General features: G+C 51.9%; 22 protein-coding genes. 11 read left to right on the forward strand and 11 right to left on the reverse strand.

Going from position 1 to position 21,540, the window contains the following annotated elements:
• Positions 1-133 precede the first annotated feature (133 nt).
• A complete protein-coding gene (locus ACIDF8_RS08820; protein ID WP_412010244.1) occupies positions 134-2,146 on the forward strand; it encodes a sigma-54-dependent Fis family transcriptional regulator in 2,013 nt (670 codons plus the stop codon).
• Between the two features lie 63 nt (positions 2,147-2,209).
• Here ACIDF8_RS08820 and metW read toward each other — a convergent pair whose 3' ends face one another.
• From metW to hemA, 8 genes are read right to left on the reverse strand one after another with little or no spacing between them, the layout of a single operon-like run.
• Positions 2,210-2,815: a methionine biosynthesis protein MetW gene (gene metW, locus ACIDF8_RS08825; protein WP_412010245.1), complete on the reverse strand. Its 606-nt coding sequence runs from the start codon at positions 2,813-2,815 to the stop codon at positions 2,210-2,212.
• On the reverse strand, positions 2,812-3,939 hold the full coding sequence (gene metX, locus ACIDF8_RS08830) for a homoserine O-succinyltransferase MetX (RefSeq protein ID WP_412010246.1): 1,128 nt from the start codon (positions 3,937-3,939) through the stop codon (positions 2,812-2,814). The genes metW and metX overlap by 4 nt, the downstream gene beginning before the upstream one ends.
• A gap of 53 nt (positions 3,940-3,992) precedes the next feature.
• Complete coding sequence (locus ACIDF8_RS08835) at positions 3,993-4,796, reverse strand: TIGR01458 family HAD-type hydrolase (protein ID WP_412010247.1); 804 nt, start codon at positions 4,794-4,796, stop codon at positions 3,993-3,995.
• 43 nt (positions 4,797-4,839) lie between these two features.
• Positions 4,840-5,712, reverse strand: coding sequence for a peptide chain release factor N(5)-glutamine methyltransferase (gene prmC, locus ACIDF8_RS08840; protein ID WP_412010248.1), 873 nt, complete (start codon positions 5,710-5,712; stop codon positions 4,840-4,842).
• Positions 5,713-6,561, reverse strand: a complete 849-nt coding sequence (locus ACIDF8_RS08845; RefSeq protein WP_412010249.1) for a DNA alkylation repair protein — start codon at positions 6,559-6,561, stop codon at positions 5,713-5,715.
• A gap of 18 nt (positions 6,562-6,579) precedes the next feature.
• Positions 6,580-6,999, reverse strand: coding sequence for a GFA family protein (locus ACIDF8_RS08850; RefSeq protein WP_412010250.1), 420 nt, complete (start codon positions 6,997-6,999; stop codon positions 6,580-6,582).
• An 8-nt stretch (positions 7,000-7,007) separates the two neighbouring features.
• A complete protein-coding gene (gene prfA / locus ACIDF8_RS08855) occupies positions 7,008-8,090 on the reverse strand; it encodes a peptide chain release factor 1 (protein ID WP_412010251.1) in 1,083 nt (360 codons plus the stop codon).
• 51 nt (positions 8,091-8,141) lie between these two features.
• Positions 8,142-9,401 carry a glutamyl-tRNA reductase gene (gene hemA, locus ACIDF8_RS08860; protein ID WP_412010252.1) on the reverse strand — a complete coding sequence of 420 codons (1,260 nt, stop codon included), beginning with the start codon at positions 9,399-9,401 and terminating at the stop codon, positions 8,142-8,144.
• Positions 9,402-9,616: 215 nt separating this feature from the next.
• Between hemA and rpe the strand changes: the two genes are divergently transcribed.
• The 8 genes from rpe to hemB all read left to right on the forward strand — a co-directional run bounded on the left by rpe (position 9,617) and on the right by hemB (position 16,717).
• Complete coding sequence (gene rpe, locus ACIDF8_RS08865; protein WP_049639627.1) at positions 9,617-10,324, forward strand: ribulose-phosphate 3-epimerase; 708 nt, start codon at positions 9,617-9,619, stop codon at positions 10,322-10,324.
• A gap of 18 nt (positions 10,325-10,342) precedes the next feature.
• Positions 10,343-11,035 carry a phosphoglycolate phosphatase gene (locus ACIDF8_RS08870; protein ID WP_412010253.1) on the forward strand — a complete coding sequence of 231 codons (693 nt, stop codon included), beginning with the start codon at positions 10,343-10,345 and terminating at the stop codon, positions 11,033-11,035.
• Between the two features lie 178 nt (positions 11,036-11,213).
• Positions 11,214-12,731 (forward strand): anthranilate synthase component I, encoded by a 1,518-nt coding sequence (gene trpE / locus ACIDF8_RS08875; RefSeq protein WP_412010254.1) that lies wholly within the window; start codon positions 11,214-11,216, stop codon positions 12,729-12,731.
• A 1-nt stretch (position 12,732) separates the two neighbouring features.
• Positions 12,733-13,299, forward strand: a complete 567-nt coding sequence (locus ACIDF8_RS08880) for an aminodeoxychorismate/anthranilate synthase component II (RefSeq protein WP_026295541.1) — start codon at positions 12,733-12,735, stop codon at positions 13,297-13,299.
• Positions 13,299-14,324: an anthranilate phosphoribosyltransferase gene (gene trpD / locus ACIDF8_RS08885; RefSeq protein WP_412010255.1), complete on the forward strand. Its 1,026-nt coding sequence runs from the start codon at positions 13,299-13,301 to the stop codon at positions 14,322-14,324. The genes ACIDF8_RS08880 and trpD overlap by 1 nt, the downstream gene beginning before the upstream one ends.
• Positions 14,321-14,809 carry a DUF3465 domain-containing protein gene (locus tag ACIDF8_RS08890; RefSeq protein ID WP_412010256.1) on the forward strand — a complete coding sequence of 163 codons (489 nt, stop codon included), beginning with the start codon at positions 14,321-14,323 and terminating at the stop codon, positions 14,807-14,809. The genes trpD and ACIDF8_RS08890 overlap by 4 nt, the downstream gene beginning before the upstream one ends.
• 16 nt (positions 14,810-14,825) lie before the next feature.
• Positions 14,826-15,614, forward strand: coding sequence for an indole-3-glycerol phosphate synthase TrpC (gene trpC, locus ACIDF8_RS08895; RefSeq protein ID WP_412010257.1), 789 nt, complete (start codon positions 14,826-14,828; stop codon positions 15,612-15,614).
• Between the two features lie 110 nt (positions 15,615-15,724).
• The gene (gene hemB / locus ACIDF8_RS08900; RefSeq protein WP_412010258.1) at positions 15,725-16,717 is read left to right on the forward strand and encodes a porphobilinogen synthase; all 993 of its coding nucleotides are present in this window, start codon (positions 15,725-15,727) and stop codon (positions 16,715-16,717) included.
• Positions 16,718-16,797: 80 nt separating this feature from the next.
• On the opposite strand, the gene ACIDF8_RS08905 is transcribed toward hemB, so the two are convergent.
• The 3 genes from ACIDF8_RS08905 to nudB all read right to left on the reverse strand — a co-directional run bounded on the left by ACIDF8_RS08905 (position 16,798) and on the right by nudB (position 18,853).
• Entirely contained in the window at positions 16,798-17,226 is a 429-nt protein-coding gene (locus tag ACIDF8_RS08905) for an HIT family protein (RefSeq protein ID WP_412010259.1), read from the reverse strand.
• The gene (gene nadA, locus ACIDF8_RS08910) at positions 17,226-18,323 is read right to left on the reverse strand and encodes a quinolinate synthase NadA (RefSeq protein WP_412010260.1); all 1,098 of its coding nucleotides are present in this window, start codon (positions 18,321-18,323) and stop codon (positions 17,226-17,228) included. The genes ACIDF8_RS08905 and nadA overlap by 1 nt, the downstream gene beginning before the upstream one ends.
• Positions 18,324-18,397: 74 nt before the next feature.
• Positions 18,398-18,853, reverse strand: coding sequence for a dihydroneopterin triphosphate diphosphatase (gene nudB, locus ACIDF8_RS08915; RefSeq protein ID WP_412010261.1), 456 nt, complete (start codon positions 18,851-18,853; stop codon positions 18,398-18,400).
• A gap of 178 nt (positions 18,854-19,031) precedes the next feature.
• On the opposite strand from nudB, the gene ACIDF8_RS08920 reads away from it, so the two are divergent.
• Positions 19,032-20,360: a TolC family protein gene (locus ACIDF8_RS08920; RefSeq protein ID WP_412010262.1), complete on the forward strand. Its 1,329-nt coding sequence runs from the start codon at positions 19,032-19,034 to the stop codon at positions 20,358-20,360.
• A gap of 74 nt (positions 20,361-20,434) precedes the next feature.
• Entirely contained in the window at positions 20,435-21,538 is a 1,104-nt protein-coding gene (locus ACIDF8_RS08925) for an efflux RND transporter periplasmic adaptor subunit (RefSeq protein WP_412010373.1), read from the forward strand.
• Positions 21,539-21,540 lie beyond the last annotated feature (2 nt).

Below are 21,540 nucleotides of genomic sequence, written 5' to 3' on the forward strand. Positions count from 1 at the left end.
TGAATTGTTTAACACGCCGGTAACAAATGCTTCTTTTGTGACGGCTTGATCATTCATTGCAATGCGTGTGCCAAGCGCCACATTTTTTTGAAAATTTTTAAAAAATATATTAAAATCAGTGAGTTATTCAGATATGCTAAAAGTCCGCGACTGTGTGCAAGATTGCCTGCGCTGTTCACGACTGTGTCATACTGGTACAGTTGTTCAATCCGATGTGACAGGTGTTCAGTTTTCCATGCCCAACAAGTATTCCCCTTCATCCACAACACAGCCAACATTGGGTTTGCGTGACGATCAGCGTGCGATTGCCGAGGCGATTGCCCGCTCATGGCGGCGTTGCATGGTTAAGGGTGTGGATGAACAGGCGACCGCTGAAGACCAAGTGATCACCGCGCAAGAGTTGGCGCAGCGCCTGGAGAAAAACCGCCTGTTGCTCACCCATGCCGAGCCGGAAATGATCACCTTGAGTGAGCAAATTGCCCATACGCGCAGCCTGGTGATTTTGACCGATAACGAAGGTGTGATTTTGCGCACCATGGGTGAAGGCGTGGATGAAAACCAGGTCAGGGCCTCCTTATTACCTGGCGCTTCGTGGAGCGAAGAGCACCGCGGCACCAATGCGATTGGGACGGCATTGGTCGAACGTCTGCCGATCAGTGTGCAGGGCGCCGAGCACTTTATGGCCTACCATCATTCACTCAGTTGTTCTGCTGTGCCTATCTTTGCCGCCAACAATCATTTGGTTGCCACGCTGGATGTTTCTAATGACCTTAATGCGCCACAACAGCACACGTTAGCCCTGGTGAAAATGGCCGCGCAAATGGTGGAAAACCGCTTGTTCCATGCCACGGCAGAAGGCGAGATTGGCGTGCACTTTCATGTGCGGCCAGAGTTTATTGGCACTTTGTGGGAGGGGGTTGCCTTGTTTGATGCAGCTGGCCAACTGCAGACCATTAACCGCAGTGGCCAATTCCAGTTTGGCTTGCCGCTGGATCAGGATAGCCTGTCTGCCCGCCGTATTGCTTTTGAAGATATTTTTGACGAGTCATGGGCCTCGTTCAAGCAGCGCGGTTTAAATGCTGAGGTCCTGTTTCCCTTGCATCTGCGCAATGGCGCGCGTTTGTTTGCGCGTGCATCGGCCAGCCAGCCAGCCACTATCGCCAAAAAGCCAGTGACGATGACGCCACGCGAATCTGCGGCCAGCCTGGAGCTGCTCGATAGTGGTGACCCGCAATTCAAGTTAGCGATCACTCAGGTCAAGCAAGTACTGGATAAAGACATTCCGGTGCTGATTCTCGGCGAGACCGGCGCCGGTAAAGAATTATTTTCACGTGCCATTCATGACGCCAGTGCGCGCCGCAATAAGCCTTTTATTGCCGTCAACTGTGCGGCCTTGCCCGAGGGGCTGATCGAAGCCGAACTGTTTGGCTATGAAGAGGGCGCGTACACCGGGGCGAAACGCAAAGGCAATATTGGCAAGATTCAGCAAGCCGATGGCGGCACCTTGTTCTTAGATGAGATTGGCGACATGCCACTGTCACTCCAAGCACGCTTGTTACGCGTGTTGCAAGAGCGCAGCGTGACGCCGTTAGGGGGCAGCAAGGCGATTCCTGTTAATTTTATGCTGCTGAGCGCGACGAATCAGAAGTTAAAAGACAAAGTGGCTGCGGGCGAGTTTCGTAGCGATTTGTATTACCGCATCAATGGCTTAAGTGTGCAGTTACCTGCATTGCGTGAGCGACTGGATATGGCTAGGTTGATTCAGGTGATTTTGCAAATTGAGCAGGCGCCGCAAGCCAGCTTGAGTGAAGAAGTTATGGCCTTGTTTAATGCGCATCCTTGGCCGGGCAATGTACGCCAGTTGCATAATGTACTGCGCACAGCCGTGGCTCTGGCAGATGGTGGTGTCATTGGCCGCCAGCATTTGATGCAGGATTTTCTGGATGAAATGCATGCCCTCAGCGAACCGGCTACCTCTGTGGCCGCATTGTCAGCGGTACCGGCAGGCAACTTGAAAGCACAAAACGATGAAGCCATCCGGCAGGCCATGCTGCAGCATGGCGGCAATATTTCGGCCGTTTCTCGCCAGCTGGGGTTAAGTAGAAATACGCTTTACCGGCGCCTGAAAGCGCTCAATCTTTCTTAAGGGCGCCTCTAAAAATTCCAATTCCGTTGCGATACTGAGTTGCACTTTAGGCTCTTGTCGAGATTAGGACGCGCGTTTTAACCGGTACATTGCCAGGTTGCCCAGCAAGTTAGGCAAGAAATGGATATCCTGGCCATCGGTAATCACTTTACGCTCAATGACTTGAATGTTGTGCTGATGACAGAAGTGGTCAAAGTCGTGGATGGTGCATAAATGTACGTTGGGCGTGTCATACCATTGGTATGGCAGGCTTTTGGAGACGGGCATATTCCCCAAGGTGATTTGCAGGCGGTTGCGCCAATAGCCAAAATTGGGGAAGGTGACGATGATTTCGCGGCCGACACGCAGCATTTCATGCACGATGCTCTCAGTATTGTGCATGGCTTGCAAAGTCTGCGACAAGATGACCGTGTCGAATGACTGGTCTTCAAAGCCAGACAAGCCTTCTTCAAGGTTCATCTGAATCACGTCCACCCCGTTTTTTAAGGCTGCCAGCCAGTTACCATCATCTTTCTCGATGCCATAGCCGGTGATGCTCAGGGTTTCATGCAAATGCGTGAGCAGTGTGCCATCGCCACAACCGAGGTCCAGCACTTTAGCTTTTGTTTGCACCCAGTTTGTAATTAATGCAAAGTCTGGGCGAATATTGGTAATATTTGCATTCGTCATACTTTGATTTGCTCCAGGTAGGCGCGCATGATGGCGTGGTAATGCGCATCCGGCATCAAGAAAGCGTCATGGCCATGGGCAGACGTCACCTCGGCATATTTGACGGGCAAGGCATTATCCAGCAAGGCCTGCACAATTTCGCGTGAGCGGGCAGGCGAAAAGCGCCAGTCAGTGGTAAACGAGATGACGACAAACTTGGCCTTGGCACGGCTCAGCGCCTTGCTTAAATTGCCGTCGTAATCGAGGGCCGGGTCAAAATAGTCCAGTGCGCGTGTCATGCGCAAATAGGTGTTGGCATCAAATTCACCGGCAAATTTGTCGCCCTGATAGCGCAAGTAAGATTCCATTTCAAACTCGACATCAAAGCTGTACTTCACATCGCCATGGCGCAATTTGCGGCCAAATTTTTCACCCATGGCGTCATCCGACAGGTAGGTGATATGCCCCAGCATGCGGGCAATACGCAAGCCACGGCGCGGCACGGTGCCATGGTTGTAGTAATCGCCATCAAAAAACTCGGGGTCGGTGATAATCGCCTGGCGTGCCACTTCATTAAACGCCATGTTCTGTGCGGTCAGGTTGGGCGCCGAGGCAATCACAAAGGCATGGCGCACACGCTCGGGGTAGACAATATTCCAGTGCAGCGCTTGCATGCCTCCGAGGCTACCGCCAATCACTGCGGCCAGTTGGTCAATTCCTAGATAATCCAGCAGGCGTGCCTGAGATTCCACCCAGTCTTCTACCGTCACTACGGGAAACGTCGCGCTATAAGGCTTATCAGTCAGCGGATCCACGCTGGATGGCCCACTACTGCCGTGACAGCCACCCAGGTTATTGAGACCAATCACAAAAAATTTGTTGGTATCCAGTGGCTTACCCGGACCTACCAGATTATCCCACCAGCCGGGGTATTTATCTTCAGGCGTATAGCGTCCGGCCACATGATGGTTGCCAGACAGGGCATGGCAAATCAGCACAGCGTTGGTTTTGGCCGCATTGAGTTCACCATAGGTTTCATAAGCAAGATGGTATTGTGGCAACACGGCGCCGCTTTTGAGGGTGAGCGGCTGGGTGAAATGCGCAACTTGCGCTTTAACGATACCAACAGAATTCGATTCAAACATGCCGCGATTATACTATGCGGCATGCCGAAACGGCGAGCCCATGCGGGTCCTGGTCAGGAGGAATGGGCTGAGGTTGAAAAGCAGCCTAATAATGCCGGTAAATCTGCTACAGAGGCAATAATCGCATCTGGCTCGACTGCAGATAATCGGGTGTATGTTTCCCGGTATTTACCTGTTTTCACCAGAATGCCATGCAGGCCGGCATCCTGTGCGCCCCCAATGTCCGCATCAATGTCATCCCCTATCATCACAACTTCTGACGGTTTGAGCCGCAAGGCATCTAAAACCATATGAAAGAAATGCTGCGAGGGTTTGCCCATCAGCATGGCTTTGGTATTGCTGGCATACTCCAGACCGGTGACAAACGCACCAATGTCCATTTGTAAACCCGTCTCGGTTTGCCAGAAGCGGTTTTTATGGATGGCAATCAACTGCGCACCATTCACCAGGCAGGTAAACACTTCATTGAGCAGCTCATAAGACCAGCGGTCGCCAATATCGCCGATCACCACATAGTTGGCTGCAGTTTCTGACTGGTCAAAGCAGGAAAAATCTTTTTTGACGTCGTCTGCCAGCAATAATTTACAGACCGGGTTCGGCTGTTTTTTGAGGTACTGGATGGTCGCTTGTGGTGCACTCATGATTTCTTCTGGCACTACATTGAAGCCCAACGCATTCAGTTTGGCTTGCAGCGACGCCAATGACAGCGTGCTGGTATTGGTGACAAAGCGCACGGCAATGCCCGCTGCGCGTAATTGTTTCACGGCTGCAATCGCGCCATTGATGACTTGGTTGCCGATATACAACACGCCGTCCAGATCAAATAGCACGGCTTTAATATTGGGGATAGGCTGCATCACAACTCCTTTACGAAAGGTTTTGTTTTCAATCTAGCAAAAATCATACTGGTTTTGCTAGCGGCCATTTTCCTGACGTAACCCGGGGCTGATTGCCCAGATCACTCACCGTGATGATCTCGGTAAACCCTTGTTCGTTTAAAAGTGACTGCACGGCCTCGGCCTGGTTATAACCGTGCTCCAGCATCAGCCAGCCATTTTCAGTTAAATAGCCAGGCGCCTGGGCAATAATCTGGCGGATGGCGTGCAAACCATCTGCCCCTGAAGCCAGTGCGGATAAAGGTTCAAAACGCAAATCGCCTTGTTGCAGATGCGGGTCGTCCGCTTCGATATAGGGCGGATTACTCACAATCACATGGTAAGGTTTGGGAGCCAGCGCTGAAAACCAATCGCTTAACACAAACCGTGTATTCTCAATGCCTAATGCATAAGCATTCTCTTTAGCCACGGCAAGTGCAGCGGGAGAGGCATCCACGGCAGTGACCGTGCAGTCTGGTCCATGCTTGGCCAGCGCGAGTGCAATGGCCCCGGTGCCGGTGCCCAGGTCTAACACTTGCAGCGGCTTGCCCCGCGCATGCAAGTTGATTTTTTCCAAAGCGGCTTCTACCAGCGTTTCGGTATCTGGCCGCGGGATCAAGGTGTCCGGCGTCACTCTGAGCGGTAGCCCAAAAAACTCGCGGTAGCCCAAAATATGCGCAATCGGCTCGCCTTGCAGGCGGCGGGCAACCAAGGCGTTAAAGTCTGTTTGTTTTTGCGTATCCAGCAAATCCAGGGCATGCCCGAGTAGCCAGGCATGATTCACCTTGAGTACTTCCATCAATAGCATACGCGCCTCTATGCTGGCTTCATCAGCCGGGAGGGATTGCATCAATTGGGTTTTTGCAGCGTCTAGACAGGCGCGTATGGTAGGCAACATTTATTTCCCTCCTGCAGCCAGCCGGATGGCAAGCGCTTGCGCATTACCTTGCTTGGCTGGGTGCCGCACCGCATGGCGGATCACCCATTTCAAGTCTTTATCTGCATTGGTCAGCCAGCGCTCACATACTTCAAATGCCAGTGCCGGGTGATCTTTGGCAATATCACCCAGGTGATTGGCCACACTGCGGCGCACATACAGGCTGGGGTCATTTTTCAGGGCTTCCAGAATAGGTAGCGTTGGCCTGGGGTCTTTAATCAATTGGGGAATGCGTGCGCCCCACGGCAGTCGTGGACGGCAGCCTTCGGAACACAAGCGGCGTACATGCGGATCTGCGTCATTTAGCCACAGGGTCAGTTGATTCAAGGTGCGCTCAAAATCATGCATTAAAAACGGCCGGATCGAAAACTCGGCAGTAAAGCGGCGCGTCAATTCATATTGAGCACGCATGGCCGTGTCAAAGGGATCTTCACCGCCATTGTGTTCTGGGTCACGCCCGTAGTCCGCGACAAAGCGGGTATGGGGTAAATAAAAAAACACACTCAGCCCGAGGCGTTCGGTTAATACATTGGGCGGCGTGAGTGTGCTGAGCAGAATGTCGGTGGCTGCAGAAAACTTGGCGGGTAAGGTCGCTTTTAATGCTGCGGCAATGTGTGCCGAGCGATCCATAAAACTCAATGGCGCAATGTTGGTGAGTGCTAACTGTTTAAAGGCATTCGCATCAAAATCGGGATGCACCAAACTGATATTATGGGCCAGGCAGTCAACGGCCTCAGTATCAAGCAAAAATTTGATCGGGCTGTCTTTTTGAATGCTGCGCGGGGCCGCTGGGATTCGGAATAATGTCATATCCGGCTGGCGAGCCAGCTAAGGCCGCTCAGTATATTGAGGCGCTTCATCGTGAATCTCGTGCCATTCAGCTTTAGACCCCACAAAGATATGCGCTGAGACTTGGGTTGGTAGAGGCGTGTCTAAGGAGCCCACTCTCAACCGTAATATCTCTGGCGCACTCTCGCGGTAAGCCATAATGGGCGAGCCGCACTGACCGCAGAACACACGGCATACTCCTGCCTCACTGCGGTAGGTTTTGAGTGCCGCCTCGCCATGCGTGATTCTGAAGTTGGCTTTGGGGACAGGAGCCACCGCAATAAAAGCTGAGCCCGTGGCTTTGCGGCAGCGCTGGCAGTGGCAACAGATGAGCTCTCCTAATTCGCCACTGACTTCATAGCGCACAGTGTTACACAGGCAACTGCCTTGATGGCGTGGAGTATGCATTTCTTTTGTCATGGTCTGGATCAGGCGTCTTCACCCAAGCTGGCCAGCAAATCTGCCTGGTATTCCGTTGCCAGCGCATTAATCAGCTCGTCCATATCGCCTTCTGTGATCGCTTCAATTTTGTAAAGCGTGAGGTTGATGCGGTGGTCTGTAATGCGGCCTTGCGGATAGTTGTAAGTACGGATGCGCTCTGAGCGGTCACCTGAGCCAATCAGGTTGCGACGCTCGGAGGCGATTTTGCTTTGTTGTTCATCAACTTGTTTGGCCTTGATGCGCGCAGCCAGCACTTGCATGGCCTGCGCCTTGTTGGCGTGTTGGCTGCGGCCGTCCTGGCATTCCACCACAATACCGGTCGGTGCGTGCGTGATCCGCACGGCTGAGTCGGTTTTGTTGATGTGCTGACCACCCGCACCACTGGCGCGGAAAGTGTCGATGCGGATATCGGCCGGGTTGATTTCTACATCTCCCACCTCTTCCACTTCAGGCAAAATCGCCACGGTACAGGCTGAAGTGTGGATACGGCCTTGTGTTTCTGTATCAGGCACACGTTGCACGCGGTGGCCACCGGACTCGAATTTGAGTTTTGAATAAGCGCCGTAGCCGATAATTTTGGCAATAATTTCTTTGTAGCCGCCAACCTCGCCTTCGTTGGCAGAGACCACTTCTACCTTCCAGCCCTGGCGGTCTGCATAGCGGGAATACATGCGGAACAAGTCACCGGCGAATAGGCCGGATTCATCGCCACCGGTGCCCGCGCGGATTTCGAGGAAAATATTTTTGTCGTCGTTGGGATCTTTGGGCAGCAGTAACTTTTGCAGGGTGAGGGCAACCTCTTCGAGGCGCTTTTTGCCAGTCTCGATTTCTTCCTGGGCAAACTCTTTCATCTCTGGGTCAGAAAGCATGGCATGCGCCTCTTTGATATCAGACTCGGTTTGCGCATACACGTGATACTGCTCGACAATCGGAGTAATCTCCGTATGCTCCTGCATGATTTTACGGTAGTTATCCATATTATCAGTCACGCCTTCACTGCTGAGCAGGCGGTTAAGTTCTTCAAGGCGCTCGCTTAAGTTGGCGAGCTTCTGCAACATGCTTGGTTTCATTGTGGGACCCTAAAATTCAAAGCGTCAGCGGAGGCCGATATCTTGAAAAAATTATTCTTTTAGCTGAAAAAGTTGTTTGACCAGATGCTCCATGTGCGCATGGGCATCGCCTTCGGTGTTGTTGAGCGCGTGGCTGGGGCCATGCAAAAACTTATTGGTGAGTGCATTGCTGAGGTGTTCCAGCACTTTTTCGGGCGGCTCGCCTTTTTGCAGCAATTTGAGCGATTTTTCCACCTCGGCCTTACGCATGCTGTCTACTTGGTCGCGCAGGGCTTTAATGGTGGGCACCGCTTCGCGTTGCTTTAGCCACTGCATAAAATGCTCAACCCGCGAGTTGACGATCATTTCAGCATCGATGGCGGCTTCTTTACGATTGCCCAGGCCTTCGGAGACCACTTGCGCCAAATCGTCTACCGTGTACAAAAACACATCATCCAGTGCCGAGACTTCAGGCTCAATATCCCGCGGTACGGCCAGGTCGACCATGAACATCGGCCGGTGCTTACGGGCTTTAATGGCGCGCTCTACCATGCCGAGGCCGACAATCGGCAGTTGGCTGGCGGTGCTGGTGATGACGATATCAAATTCGTGAAAGAGTTCGGGCAGGTCGTTGAGCAAAATAGCCTGCACATTGAGGCCCTGGCCGCGAATCTTGTCTGCCAGTTGTTCACCGCGTTCTAATGTGCGGTTGGCGACCGTGATTTTTTTTGGTTTTTGCGCGGCAAAATGGTCGGCACAAAGTTCTATCATTTCGCCTGCGCCGATAAACAGCACGCGTTGCCCACTCAAGTCACCAAAAATCCGTTGTGCCAGTTTGACCGCTGCGGCGGCCATTGAGATCGAGCTGCCGCCGATATCGGTGTTGGTGCGTACTTCTTTGGCCACTTCAAACGTGCGTTGAAACAGTTTGTGCAAGAGGGTGCCCAAGGTGCCTGCGTCCTGGGCAATTTTTACCGATTGCTTGAATTGGCCCAGAATCTGCGCCTCGCCCAACACCATGCTATCCAGCCCGCTGGCCACGCGGAACGCGTGTTTGACCGCTTCGTGGCTACTCAGTGTGTAGGTGTAAGGCAGTAATTTGTCTGCTTCGAGGCGGTGATAGGCCGCTAACCAATCAATCACGACTTCCGGCCGGATCGATTGCACGTAAATTTCGGTGCGGTTGCAGGTGGATAAGATCGCTACCTCTGCCACATTGTGCCGCGCCAGATCAGCCAGTGCTTGTGGCAAGGTTTCGTTGTTAAACGCAACATTCTCGCGGATGGCAATGGGGGCGGTGGTGTGGTTGACACCAATGGTATACAGTTGCATGGCGCTATTTTACCTGCGGGACAGGGTCAAAAGTGAAACACGTGGGCGCTTGCAGGTGGTTCATGGCGAATTGGAGGGGCATCCATGTCAAAAGTGCCGACATTTTCTTATATTCGGCGGCGGCAAGCAAGAATCCTGTCAATTTGTCACAAAATGGCGTTAAAATATTGGTTTTGCTAACTTTTTATTAGATTCATTTACGGAACATCAAGCGCATGGACAAAACTTTCCGCATTGCCCCCAGTATTCTGTCTGCCAACTTTGCCAAGTTGGGCCAGGAAATCGAAAACGTGATCAAATCCGGCACCGATATCGTGCACTTTGACGTGATGGACAACCATTACGTGCCTAACCTGACCATTGGCCCATTGGTCTGTGATGCGATTCGTGACCTGTCACACAATGTTGGCGCACTCATCGACGTGCACCTGATGGTGAAACCTGTTGACCGTATCATCCCAGACTTTGCCAAAGCGGGTGCGGACATCATCACTTTTCACCCTGAAGCCTCTGACCATATTGACCGTAGCCTGGCCTTGATCCGTGATAGCGGCTGTAAGTCTGGCTTGGTATTTAACCCAGCGACGCCATTGCATTACCTGGATTACGTGATGGATAAAGTGGACATGATTTTGCTGATGTCGGTGAACCCAGGCTTTGGTGGTCAAAAATTCATTCCTGCCACCTTGGACAAACTGAAACAAGCGCGTGCCCGTATTGATGCCTATTACGAAAAAACTGGCCGTCAAATCTGGCTCGAAGTGGACGGTGGTGTGAACGCCAATAACATCGCAGAGATCGCAAAAGCTGGTGCTGATACTTTCGTTGCAGGCAGTGCGATTTTCGGTTCACCCAAAGACACCGACCCTAACCGTTACGACACGGTTGTGGCCGCGATGCGCGCTTCTTTAGCCACGGTTTAATTTAAAAAGCCTGTTGTGATGCGGTTTCAAGTCAAGTTGGTGATGTTCGATCTGGACGGCACCCTGCTGGATACCGCACCGCAAATTGCCGAAGCTGCCAACCGCATGTTGGTGGCTTTGGGCAAACCCATGTTGCCACAAGCACAAATCGCTACTTACATTGGCGAAGGCGTGCAAAACCTGATCAAGCGCTGCCTCACTGGAAGCGTGCAGGTGGAGCCGGAGGCCGCTTTGTTTGCGCAGGCGCAGCCGCTGTATCATGATTTTTATACGGCCAACGCCACGCAAAGCCAGCCATTCGCAGGGGTTGTCCCTGCTTTGCAACAGCTCAAGAAACACGGCTATCGCCTGGCTTGTGTGACCAATAAACCCGAAAAATTCACCTTACCTTTGCTGCAACAAGCCGGGTTGGCTGATTTTTTTGAGGTCATTATTTCTGGCGACAGCTTGCCGAAAAAGAAACCTGACCCCTTGCCACTGTTGCATATTTGCCAAAAGCTAGGTGTGCTGCCTGCTCAAGCGGTGTTGGTGGGGGATTCTGAGACGGATATTCAGGCCGCGCATGCTGCCGGATGCTTTGTCGTCACCGTGCCTTATGGGTATAATCAAGGCCGCGAAATTGATGTCGCGACGGTGGATGCCACCGTACAGCAACTCACCGATGTGGTGAACTTGCTGGAGTTACCTGCTCTCTTAAAGCAGGGATCATAAAAAACAGACCTTAATTACCATGATGTTTTGTGCTCATCATTCTTCCAGTTGGCCAGTATTAAGCTGGCGTCGTTCGTGGCGGGGCTAGTCCTGCCCCACGCGCAGGTGCGCGCCATTCGCACCGAACTGCTGTGATTGTTTGCACGGCACTCTACGAATCAACCTGGAAAAAAGCATCATGTTAAGCACATTAAGCAAGACCGAATTCGACGCGCTGGCGGCGCAAGGTTACAACCGTATTCCGCTGGTGCTAGAAACCTTTGCCGATCTGGATACGCCTTTATCACTGTATCTCAAACTGGCCAATCAACCTTATTCCTACCTGCTCGAAAGCGTACAAGGCGGTGAGCGCTTTGGCCGTTATTCGATTATCGGATTGCCTGCCACTACCCGCATCGTCGTGCGTGACCAGCAATTGCAGGTGATTCAGGACCATCAAGTCATTGAATCGCATAGCGATCAAAATCCGCTGGATTTTATCAAGGCTTACCAGGCACGCTTTAAAACGCCGCCTTATGATGGTTTGCCGCGCTTTACCGGTGGCCTGGCGGGTTATTTTGGCTACGAGACCATTCAATACATTGAAAAACGCCTAGGTAAGCAGAAAAAGCCAGATGTGATTGGTACGCCAGACATATTGCTGATGGTTTCAGAAGAAATTGCCGTGGTGGATAACCTCTCCGGAAAACTGTATTTCATCGTGTATGCTGACCCGGCTAAAGCCAATGCCTATGAAACTGCATGCGCACGCATGCACACCTTGGTCGAGAAGTTACGGTGTAGCGTAGAGATTCCTGCTGCATTGCCCAGCGCTAAAACAGCGGCCATTTCTGAGTTTGGTGAAGACAACTTTAAAGCGGCAGTCAAAAAGGCACAGCAATATATTTTAGAAGGCGACATCATGCAGGTGGTGCTCAGCCAGCGGATGGTGCAAGACTTTGATGCCTCTCCATTGAGCCTGTACCGCGCTTTGCGTAGCCTCAACCCATCTCCTTATATGTTCTATTACGATATGGATGATCACCATGTGGTCGGAGCTTCACCAGAAATCCTGGTGCGTCTGGAAGAGACCACCGTGACCTCACGGCCGATTGCCGGGACACGTCCACGTGGTAAAAACCGTGACCATGACCTGGCGCTTGAAGCAGAGTTGCTGGCCGATCCGAAAGAACGTGCCGAGCATGTGCAACTGATGGATCTGGGCCGCAACGACGTCGGCCGTGTCGCACTGACTGGTACGGTCAAAGTCACTGACAATATGACCATTGAGCGTTATTCACATGTCATGCATATTGTCAGCAACGTCGAAGGCCAGCTCAAGCCAGGCTTGGATGCGATTGATGTGCTCAAAGCGACTTTCCCTGCCGGGACGGTGTCTGGTGCCCCTAAAGTGCGCGCCATGGAAATCATTGAAGAACTGGAGCCTTCCAAACGTGGCATTTATGCTGGCGCCGTCGGCTATTTAGGCTTTAATGGCGATATGGATGTGGCGATTGCGATTCGTACTGCTGTGATCAAAAACAAAAAACTCTATGTGCAGGCGGGCGCCGGCATTGTGGCCGACTCGGTGCCGCAAAGCGAATGGGACGAAACCCAAAACAAGGCCAAAGCCGTCATCCGCGCCGCCGAACTGGTGCAGGCAGGCTTGGATAGCCAAGCCGCCAACATCCAAACCCATGCAGGAAAAGGAGCCTGATATGTTGTTGATGATTGATAACTACGACTCTTTTACCTATAACCTCGTGCAGTATTTTGGCGAGCTCGGGCAAGATGTACATGTGCACCGCAATGACGAAATCACCCTGGAGCAGATCAAAGCCATGGCGCCGGAAAAAATCGTGATTTCGCCAGGGCCATGTACACCCAACGAAGCCGGAATCTCCGTGCCTTTGATTCATGAGTTTGCTGGCAAGATTCCCTTACTTGGGGTGTGTCTGGGTCACCAGAGCATAGGCCAGGCGTTTGGTGGCAATATCATCAAGGCGAAAACGCTGATGCATGGTAAAACCTCATTGATTCACCATACCAATACCGGCGTGTTCAGAAATCTGCCTAACCCTTACACCGCGACGCGGTACCACTCCCTGGTCATCGAGCGCGAAACTATTCCGGATTGTCTGGAGATTACGGCCTGGACCGAAGATGGCGAGATCATGGGCGTCAAGCATAAAACACTGGCCGTGGAAGGCGTACAGTTTCACCCCGAGTCTATCTTGACTGAATATGGGCATGAGCTGCTGGACAACTTCCTGAAAGGCTATTGATGGCCATCACGCCTAAAATCGCCTTACAGCGGCTCATTGACCATACCGATTTCACGCATGAAGAAATGCTGGAAATCATGCAGCAGATCATGAGCGGGGAATTTACCCAGATCCAGATTGCCGGCTTTTTGTCGGCCCTGCGCGTCAAGGGCGAAACCGTCACCGAAATTGCCGCCGCTGCGCAGGTGATGCGCGAGTTGTCCAGCAAGGTAGAGATCACCGATACCCGCCACCTGATTGATACCTGTGGCACCGGCGGTGCGCCGAACAAGGTATTTAACGTCTCCACCGCGTCAGCCTTTGTCGCCGCAGGGGCTGGCGCCAAAATTGCCAAGCATGGCGGCCGCGCAGCGTCTTCAAAAAGCGGCTCTGCCGATGTGCTGGAAGCGTTGGGCGTCAATATTGTATTGACGCCTGAGCAAGTGGTACGTTGCGTCAACGAGGCTGGCATTGGCTTTATGTTTGCGCCTAATCATCACGCGGCCATGAAATACGCCGCCCCTGTGCGCCGCGAGCTGGGCGTGCGCACCATGTTTAACCTACTAGGGCCGATGACGAATCCAGCTGGCGCCAAGCGCCAAGTCATGGGCGTGTTTCACCGCGACCTCGTACCGTTACTGGCGCAAACCCTGCAAAAATTGGGTAGTGAGCACGTGATGGTGGTGCACAGTGCCGACGAAATGGACGAAATTTCGTTTTCTGCCGACACCTATGTCGCAGAACTCAAAGATGGACACATCACTGAATACACTTTGAATCCAGCGCAGTTTGGCATGCCATTGCATGATATCAATAGTATCCGCGTTGAAAGTGCACAGCATTCCAGCGAGATTATTCTCGGTTTGCTGGCCGGCGAAAAAGGTCCGGCACGGGATATCGTGTTGCTAAATGCCGGTGCTGCCATTTATGTTTCCGGCCTGGTTGCTGACTTAACGTCTGGCATTGCTCAAGCGGCGCAATCCATTGATTCGGGTGCAGCCATGCGTAAACTGCAACAGCTAAAGGCCTTGAGCCAAGCCGCATGAAACGCTATGCATTGATTGTTTTGGTGAGTTGGCTCGCTGCCTGTCAGCAAGCGCAGCAGCAAAGCCAGATCAATCAGCCACAGTCCACCGTTGAGGTTAAATCGCAGGCCACAACGTTACAGCTGCAACCACTCAGTGCAGGCCTCACCACTGCCGACAATACGACCTTGAAACAGGCCTTTGCCCAAAAGCAAAGTCATGTCTGGATAGAAGGCACCGGCACAGTGAAAAAATTGTTGGCAGATGACACCCAAGGGGCCAGGCACCAGCGGTTTCTCGTCAGTGTCTCGCCCGAGCAAACGCTGTTATTTGCGCATAATATAGATCTAGCGCCACGGGTGGCTGATCTGAAGGTGGGTGATCAGATCAGCTTTAAAGGCGAGTATATTTATAACCCCAAAGGCGGCATCATGCACTGGACGCATCATGACCCGCAAGGTCGCCAGCATGGCTGGATTACCTATCACAATCACACTTATGAATAAGGCATGCGAGTCGATTATGTCCGATATTTTAAATAAAATTTTAGCCACCAAACGTGAAGAAATCAGCAAAGCGCAAGCTGCCAAGTCATTGGATGCCATGCGTGAAGAGGCGCTGAGTCAGCCAGATTGCCGCGATTTTATTGGTAATATTGTTAAAAAAGTCGATGCAGATAAGCCTGCCGTGATTGCAGAGATCAAAAAAGCCAGTCCGTCTAAAGGCATCATCCGGGCTGACTTTCATCCGGCTGAAATTGCTAAAAGCTATGAAAAGGGCGGCGCGGCCTGTTTATCTGTCCTGACTGACGAGCAGTATTTCCAAGGCTCTGCCGCCTATCTCCAGCAAGCACGTGCCGCTTGCAAGTTACCTGTGTTGCGCAAAGACTTCATGATCGATCCTTATCAGATCTACGAAGCACGTGCCATGGGTGCTGACTGCGTGTTGCTTATTGTGGCAGCACTGGAGCTGTCACAAATGCAGGAACTGGAGCTGACGGCCCACAATCTGGGCATGGCGGTACTCGTCGAAGTCCATAACGCGGATGAGCTTGAACTCGCTCTGCAACTCGAAACACCGTTACTGGGAATCAACAATCGCAATTTGCGCACGTTCGATGTCACCTTGCAAACCACGCTCGATCTGCTAAAGGAGATGCCAGAAGACCGATTTGTCGTCACAGAGTCTGGCATTTTCACCCCAGAAGATGTCGCCTTAATGCGTAGCCATCACGTCAATGGCTTCCTGGTTGGCGAAGCATTTATGCGGCAAGATGATCCAGGTGCAGAACTCGCCAGGGTCTTTGGTTAGCAGAGGGTTTAAACAGCGCGAGTGCAAAGGCATGAACTGCACCAGCGTTTTCGAATCTGGCGCAATGATTAAAAGCGTGACCAGTTGCGATGGTCAAACAAGGAATCGATATGAGTAATCAATTTTTAGCTATCCGTCCACGCCGTATGCGAAAAGACGAATTTTCACGCCGCCTGATGCGTGAAAACGTGTTGACCACCAATGACCTGATTTATCCGGTGTTTGTGCTTGAGGGTGAAGGGGCTATTGAAGAAGTCAAATCCATGCCTGGCGTGCAGCGTCAAAGCCTGGATGTGCTGCTCAAGACCGCTGAAGAATGTGTCAAGTTGGGCATTCCTGCGTTAGCGCTTTTTCCGGTTGTGCCGCAGCAATACAAAAGCCTGGATGCCAAAGAAGCTTATAACCCGCAAGGCTTGGTGCCAAGAACCGTGCGAGCGTTGAAAAAAGCTTTTCCTGAGTTGGGCGTGATTACCGATGTCGCACTCGACCCTTACACCACTCATGGGCAGGATGGCCTGATCGACGACACCGGCTACGTCCTGAATGACGAAACGGTCGAAGTGCTGGTTAAACAGGCGTTATGCCATGCAGAAGCGGGCGCCGATGTGGTCGCTCCATCCGATATGATGGATGGCCGGATTGGCGCCATCCGTGATGCACTCGAAGAACAAGGCTACATCTATACGCGCATCCTGGCTTATTCTGCTAAATACTCTTCTGCTTTCTATGGCCCTTTCCGTGACGCCGTCGGTTCAGCAGCCAATCTGGGTAAAAGCAACAAATATAACTACCAGATGGACCCCGCCAATTCTGACGAAGCATTGAAAGAAGTCGCACTGGACCTGGAAGAAGGCGCCGATATGGTCATGGTGAAACCAGGCATGCCGTATCTGGACATCGTGCGTCGCGTCAAAGACGAGTTTGGTGTGCCGACATATGCATATCATGTGAGTGGCGAATACGCCATGCTCAAAGCTGCAGCACAAAATGGCTGGCTGGATGAAAAAGCCTGTGTGCTGGAAGCAATGTTGGGCTTTAAACGCGCCGGGGCAGACGGCGTGCTGACTTATTATGCTATGGATATCGCGAGATGGCTGAAATAAGGGGCTAAAAATAAAAGGGGCTTTTGAAAGCCCCTTTTTTTACAATCATGATCGGTCGACTAGAGTGCAGTCTATATTGATTACGAATTTAAGGCGCATTCCACGCGTTCGACCACTAATTGTTGTAGCCTGTCTCTTTGGTCTTGTTTTAGCGGCTGACTCTCGGAATCCCTCACAGCGCTTCCCCAATGGCTATTCGGGAAGTGTTTATCCTCCTCAAATCTGGGTAGAATATGCCAGTGCAAATGCGGTGTTTTATTACCGAGGCTGGCCAGGTTGATTTTATCCGGCTGAATGACTTCCCGCAGTGCAGTTTCCACCGCAAAGACCACTTTCATCGTGCGTGCCCGTGCTGCGGGAGGCAGGTCGGTCATTTCTTTGACGTGTGCCAGTAACTCTACCCTGCAATAAGCAGGGTAATCAGCGTCATGTAATAACACTACCCGGCAAAAATCATCTTGCCACAGCAAGTCATGCGGAGTAGGGAGGCATAATGCACACGTAGTCATTATGATACGGAGAGCATTCTATCCAGGGTGAGCTTGGCCAGTTTGGCTTCATGCTCTGGTACTTTAATCTGGTTGACCACATTGCCTTCGGCCAGGTTTTCCAGGCACCAGGCGAGGTGTTGCGGGTCAATACGTGCCATGGTTGAGCATTCGCAAACTACATGACTCATAAACTGAACCAGCTTGTTTTGTGGTTTCATTTCCTCAGCCAACCGGGTGACCAGATTCAATTCGGTACCCACCAGCCATTTTGTCCCTGGTGCGGCCTCACTTACAGTGCGCAAAATATATTCTGTAGAGCCCACGTAATCGGAGTTAACACAGACTTCAAACGCCGTTTCCGGATGGGAAATGACCTTGCCATCAGGATGTTGGGCGCGGAACTGGTCGATATTCTGTTTGCGGAACATCTGGTGTACTGAGCAATGGCCTTTCCATAGCAGGATTTTTGCATCTTTGATTTGTTGCTCGGTCAAGCCGCCCATGGGCAAGTCAGGGTCCCAGACGGGCATTTGCTCTAATGGGATGCCCATTTTGTAGCCACTCCAGCGGCCCAGGTGCTGATCGGGGAAAAACAGGATTTTTTCACGCTGGCTAAATCCCCACTCCAGAATTTTTGGTGCGTTGGTGCTGGTACAGACGATGCCTCCGTGCTCGCCGCAGAAGGCTTTTAAATCCGCGGCTGAGTTGATGTAGGTTACCGGTGTGATGGTCTCATCAAAGTTAAGGACCTTACTGAGTTCACGGTAGCTACGTTCTACTTTGGCCAGGTTCGCCATGTCTGCCATAGAGCAGCCTGCTGCCAGGTCAGGCAAAATGACAGTCTGGTCTGGCCGGCTCAAGATATCGGCTACCTCGGCCATAAAATGCACACCCAGAAACACAATGTATTCTGCATCCAGGCTGTCACAGTATTTGGATAACTTGAGCGAGTCGCCTGAATAATCCGCATGGCGGTAGACACTCTCGTGCTGGTAATGGTGGCCCAGAATCACCAGTCGCTTACCCAACTTTTCGCGGGCAGCCAGAATACGGGCCTGACAGTCATCGTCCTGGGCCGACTGGAACTTTTCAAATTTGATGGTGGCGGTTTGCATGGTCATAGCCATTAGTTGAGGGTAAAACGCTATTTTACAACCGATGTGGATTTATCCCAATTGCCTCGCGTGGGTTACAAGGTTAAACGGTGTTTTTCACCAAGCCGTTTCAGGGCGTCTACATTGGTCCAGCTGAAGACTTTTTTAGCGGCTTGCCGCCAGTCTACCCACTCATAACGCGTATGCTCGGCTGGCGCGAGTGTCACGTTGAGCGGCGATGGCAGGCATAAGCCAAACAAATGCTCGGTGTTTTGCGTGATGCCCGGCGCATAGCGGTGACGCCAATGCGGATAAATTTCATAGACATTGCTGGCCTGCCAGTCTTCAAAGTCGTACGCGAGTGCGTCTAGGCCGGTTTCTTCCCGCACTTCGCGGATGGCAGCCTGATAGGGGGATTCATCTGTTTCTATACTGCCAGTCACTGACTGCCAGTATCCTGGCTTGTCAGTGCGTTCGAGCAACAGGACTTGCAAATCTTGGGTATGAATTAACACCAGTGCAGAGACGGGGATCTTAAATGATTGTGTCATAACTATAGATTGTCTATAAAGGCTGCCGCCTTGTCCATCGCTGGCAGTGGTTGCAATCGACTCTTTTCTACAAAGATTAGTTCTATGAAAGATTGTCGTAAGCAGATAAGGCTACTATGATGAGAATAATTAGGTGTATGCCATAAAAAATTAAGTGATGAACACAGGGATAGATTGTATGTTGAGGCGTCAGCAGGGCTGGCTTTGTGTGCTGCTAATGTTATGTCTTGAAGCGGTTGCTGACGTTGGCAATCCTCCATTTGTTGCATTCGATCAACTTAGTCTCCAACAAGCTGAGCAGGTGTTTGCTGGAAATAACCGCGACCTGCTAGCTGCCAAGCGAGCGATTGAGGGTGCCGAAGCGGACACCTTGATCGCTGGTCAAAAGCCAAACCCCGTTTTGTCTCTGGGCTTTTCCAGCCTCAACCTGAACCGTGGGCAAGGCAATAAAAATCAAAATGGCAAACAAGACCTGCTTGATCAAACCTACAATTCTTCAGTACAAGTGACGCAGTTATATGAGCGTGGCGATAAGCGTGCGCTCCGCGCTGCTGTGGCAGAAAGTGCGGTAAAAGCCACAAAGCTGGATTATGGCGAAACGTATCGTCAACAGGCGCTGGCGATGGCCATGGCTTATTTTGACCTCAAGCTTGCGCAGGAGAGCCTGATCATTCAACAAGCGAATGTCAGCAGTTATGAGAAAACCTTGCAAGCTGCACAACTGCGCTTGAAAGCTGGCGATGTTGCTTCTGCAGACGTTGCTCGTATCCGGGTAGATGCGTTGCGTGCCAGTAACGATTTGCGACAGGCTGAAGCGACCTTGCAAAAAGCCCAAGCCATATTGGCGTATTTGCTTGGCAAAGACCAGGATGCGAGCAAGCTTCATGTCACCGACCCCTGGCCAGCTTTGGTTGAAGAGTCCTCAGCCAATCCCACGGCTGAGAAAGACAATGGCTGGCTACCACAGCGTCCGGATGTAAAGGCAGCTGAAGCGCGCATGGAGCAAGCACAGCAGGCCAGAAAGCTTGCGGAGTCGCTCAAAACGAGAGATTTTACGTGGTCGTTTGCTTACCAACATTTTCCTGGGCAGGAGCCTGGGTCGGCACCAGATACCGTAGGCGCTTCACTCAGCATTCCTTTGTTTACCAATTATCAATATGAAGGGGAGGCAGCACGAGCAGAGGTGGGCTATACCAGCGCTATTGAGGCCAAAGAGCGGGTGAAGGCTGCAGCGATTGCTGAGATGCGGCAAGCTAAAGCAGACTTGGATGCGGCGATTGATAAAAACCGACGTTTTGACCAGAGCATTCTACGAGAGGCCCAGAAAGCGGCTGATGCTGCTGAGTTTGCGTATCAGCATGGCGCCATGAATGTGATGGATTTGCTTGATGCAAGGCGTGTATTGCGAACATTGCAACTAGAGGCGGTCACCGTCAAGGCTGATTATGCCAAGTCTCTTTCAGCCTGGCTGGCAGCCACTCGTCAGGCATTTGTTATCCCCAATTAAATATCATGCGCGCCTTTATTCTGCTTGTTTCCCATTCTTTTAATGCCCAGGTTATGCGCCAACTCGCCAATACAATGTGCTTGGCATTTGTATGTGTGCATCCCGCCTTTGCCGCAGACAAAAATACCAGTATGCCAATACCGCAGGCTAATCAGCCAGTCGGTAATCAGATTGTGCTTAAACCTGGGTCGCCACAATTGACCAGTTTGAAAATAGAGCCAGTCACCGAGATTCCTGTTCCAGTGACAGAGCCTTTGAATGGCAAGATTGTGTTCGACGAAAACCGGACGGCGCGCGTGTATTCGCCGGTGGCAGGACGTGCGCTGAATATTCAGGCGCAAGTAGGGGATAGCGTCAAAGCTGGCCAGACGCTGCTGGTGATGGATTCGCCAGATGTGGGTGCCGCCGTGGCTGATGTGCGCAAGGCGCAGGCCGATTTGGCCTTGAAACAACAAGCCCTCGAACGTAGCCGCATGTTGTTAGAAGGGGGCGTGGTAGCCAGAAAAGAAATGGAAGTCGCGCAGGCAGACTGGGCAAGCTCACGCGCAGAATATGAGCGCGCAATTGCCAGGTTAAAAAATTTACGGGTATCCGCGGGTGCCAGTGATCGTTATGTTGTGCGCTCTCCGATTGCGGGAGTGGTGGTTGACCGCAAAGTGAACCCTGGTAGTGAAGTGCGGCCTGATGCGGCCGATCCATTGTTTTTGATCACGGATCCTAGTCATGTTTGGGCTAGTATTGATTTACCTGAGCGGGACTTAAGCCGTATTTCGCAAGGACAAAAGCTCAGCGTGCAGGTCGATGCTTATCCCGATGACGTTTTTGAAGGCGAGATCAAAACTATCGGTGTGATGGTGGACCCGGCCACTCGCCGTATTCCAGTGCGTTGCCTGTTGGATAGCAAAGGCAAGCTTAAGCCCGAGATGTATGCGCGAATCACGCCATTGGATACCAGCCAGCACCGAGTCATCCGCGTACCTAATAGCGCCTTGATTACCGAGGGCCTCTATAGCTATGTGTTTGTGGAAGAGCAGCCATTGCACTTCAGCAAGCGCAAAGTCGCCCTGGATTTACAGCGCAGGGAATACGCGACAGTCAAAAGCGGGTTAACAGCCGGTGAGCGTATCGTGACTGTCGGCGCGATCTTGTTGAATTCTGATTTGTCCGTGAGCAAATAAGC

The sequence above is a fragment of the Methylophilus sp. 3sh_L genome, assembly GCF_046766015.1.
Taxonomy (GTDB): domain Bacteria; phylum Pseudomonadota; class Gammaproteobacteria; order Burkholderiales; family Methylophilaceae; genus Methylophilus.